This is a genomic window from Saccharopolyspora oryzae (assembly GCF_027853915.1).
In the GTDB taxonomy this organism is placed as follows: Bacteria; Actinomycetota; Actinomycetes; order Mycobacteriales; family Pseudonocardiaceae; genus Saccharopolyspora; species Saccharopolyspora oryzae.
The window spans coordinates 1-2,496 of sequence record NZ_JAQGLA010000180.1 but is presented as its reverse complement, the minus strand read 5'-3'; the positions used below and the strand labels follow the sequence as shown (position 1 = coordinate 2,496).

The window sequence follows — 2,496 nt, the reverse complement described above, 5'->3', positions numbered from 1 at the left end:
ATCTGAGACCCGGCGACGACCACCCGCTTCGCGGCGGTGACCTGCACCGGGGACACGACGACCTCGGCGCCTTCGCCGAGGCCCAGGTTCATCAGCGCGACGTCGTCGAGCAGCAGCACCCCGGTGGGGCTCCCGGCGCCGGCCGCGGCGGCGAGCGCCACGGTCGCCCGCGCCCCGGTGAGCTGTACGGCGTTCCAGGGCCGCAACCCCAACGCATCGAGGACTTCGGGGTGCAGCCGCACCACCCCGCGTCGAGTGTCCTTGGCGGAGGGAGAAACCCGAGCGGTCAACGCAATCGACGACACCCCGCGAGCTTAACCGCGCCCCACCCGCACAACGCCCCTTCCGCCCGCACGGCGCTCCGCCGTCGGCCCCGGGGACCACAGTTTCAATTGAAACTGCGATCCGCCGTGCCTGGGTTCCGCAGTTTCAATTGAAACTGCACACCCGGGCGTGTCGGGACCCCGGCGTGTCGGGACCTGCGGACCCCGACACGCCGACACCTGTGGACAAGTCGTCCTGGCTGTGGAGAACTCCCGCAAATTCAATGGAAATCGGAGGTTCGATTTCCATTGAATTTGCGGATCAGCGGTTGGTGTCGTTGCGGTGGCGGCGGAGCTCGAGGCGCCGCCAGCTGCGGCGGGGGCCGCTAGGGTGGCTGGAGCGGCGGCGGACGCGCCGCGCCGCGCCCGCCACGCTGCGGCGCAGCGGCGGGCGCAGGCCGATGCGGCGCTGGGTGCGGCGGCGGATCGCGCGCCGCTCGCGCGGCGGGGCGCTCCACGCCTCCGGGTGCTTGGCCAGCCAGTTGTGCCGGTACACCGCGTACGGCACGTGCAGCAGGTACACCGCCATCGCGATGGCCAGCGAGATCAGCGGGAACATGATGATCCCGGCCGCGAGCAGCGCCACCAGCACCAGCAGCGGCGCGACCGCTCGCGGCGGCACCTTGACGGTCTTCAGCGACAGCGTGGGAACCCGGCTGACGGCGAGCGCGGCGACCAGCACCAGCCAGATCATCACCACGTTCTGGTCCGCCCACCAGCCCTCGTAGCCGAAGTGCGCGGTGAGGGTGATCGGCAGCAGCGCGAGCAGCCCGGCCGCCGGGGCGGGCACGCCGACGAAGAACTCCTTGGCGTACGGCGGCTGCTCGGCGTCGTCCAGCAGCGTGTTGAACCGCGCGAGGCGCAGCACCATGCACACCGCGAAGATCAGCGCGGCGATCCAGCCGAGCCGGTTGTCCTGCAGCTGCCAGGCGTAGAGCGTCAGCGCCGGGGCGACGCCGAAGGACATCGCGTCGGACAGCGAGTCCAGCTCGGCGCCCATCTTCGACGTGGCGTCGAGCAGGCGGGCGATCCGCCCGTCGAGGCCGTCGAGCACCGCGGCGACCGCGATGGCGGCGATGGCGCCGGGCAGGTTGCCGTTGAGGGCGAATTGGACCGCGGACAGCCCGGCGCACATCGCCAACACGGTGATCGCGTTGGGCAGCAGCCGGACGCCGGGGGTGGTCCGCATGCTCATGAGTTGCCCTGGGGGAGTTCGGCGAGCACCGTTTCGCCGCCGATGGTGCGCTGGCCCGGCTCCACCAGGACCCGGCTGCCGGCGGGCACGTAGAGGTCCACCCGGGAGCCGAACCGGATCAGGCCGTAGGTGCTGCCCGCGGGCACCTCCTGGCCCTCGTCGACCGAGCAGACGATGCGGCGGGCCACCAGGCCGGCGATCTGCACCACGGCCACCCGGGTGCCGTCCTCGCCGCGGATGACCATCGAGTTGCGCTCGTTGTCCTCGCTGGCCTTGTCCAGGTCGGCGGAGAGGAACTTGCCCGGCCGGTAGGCGATGGTCTCGATCCGGCCGGCGAGCGGGATGCGCTGGACGTGCACGTCGAAGATGGTCAGGAACGCGCTGATCCGGACCATCGGCTCGTCGCCGAGGCCGAGCTCGGCGGGCGGCACCGCGGGTTCGACGTGCGAGACGGTGCCGTCGGCGGGCGCCACCGCGAGTCCTGCGCGGCTGGGCGTGGTGCGCTCCGGTTCGCGGAAGAACCACGCGCACCAGGCGGTCAGCACGCCGCCGAGCACGCCCGCGGGGCGCCACTTGCGGCGCAGCAGGAGGGTTGCGGCGGCGGCGCCGAGGACGAACGGACGCCCTGCCGGGTGCATCGGCGGGATGGTGTCCCTGGCCAGCCCGGCGAGGTGGGCCAGCGGGTTCTTCTTCGGTTCTTTCGCGGTGCTCATCGAGGTGCTACGCCCCTGCTTCGGCGGGTCCATGGTGCGGCCGCGCGGTCGCTGGTCCCGCAGGTGTACGGGGCCGTTGACCGGTGCCGTGGTCGGTACAGCATCGCGGACGGCCCGGGCCAACCGACGCCAGGGGGCGCAGTTGATCAAGAACAGCCTAGCTGACCTGCGCATTTGCGCGCTGAGATGTTACCGCTCATGAGATGCCGCAGTCATCCGGCGAGTGCCGAGAAGCATCAGGGGTCGTTCGGCGCCTCCCCGTAGG

Annotated in this window: 2 protein-coding genes and 1 pseudogene; all 3 read right to left on the bottom strand. The window is 71.7% G+C overall.

Annotation, left to right across the window (positions count from 1 at the left end):
- Positions 1 to 305, bottom strand: a pseudogene (locus OU415_RS38090) (AAA family ATPase); the annotation flags it as partial.
- A gap of 280 nt (positions 306 to 585) precedes the next feature.
- Positions 586 to 1,518, bottom strand: a complete 933-nt coding sequence (gene pssA / locus OU415_RS38085; protein WP_270954666.1) for a CDP-diacylglycerol--serine O-phosphatidyltransferase — start codon at positions 1,516 to 1,518, stop codon at positions 586 to 588.
- Positions 1,515 to 2,231 carry a phosphatidylserine decarboxylase gene (locus OU415_RS38080; protein ID WP_270954665.1) on the bottom strand — a complete coding sequence of 239 codons (717 nt, stop codon included), beginning with the start codon at positions 2,229 to 2,231 and terminating at the stop codon, positions 1,515 to 1,517. The genes pssA and OU415_RS38080 overlap by 4 nt, the downstream gene beginning before the upstream one ends.
- Positions 2,232 to 2,496 lie beyond the last annotated feature (265 nt).

What these genes read in the sequence shown, in the direction of transcription:
- pssA (WP_270954666.1), bottom strand. Translation starts at nt 1,518, where the DNA reads ATGAGCATGCGGACCACCCCCGGCGTCCGGCTGCTGCCCAACGCGATC.
- OU415_RS38080 (WP_270954665.1), bottom strand. Translation starts at nt 2,231, where the DNA reads ATGAGCACCGCGAAAGAACCGAAGAAGAACCCGCTGGCCCACCTCGCC.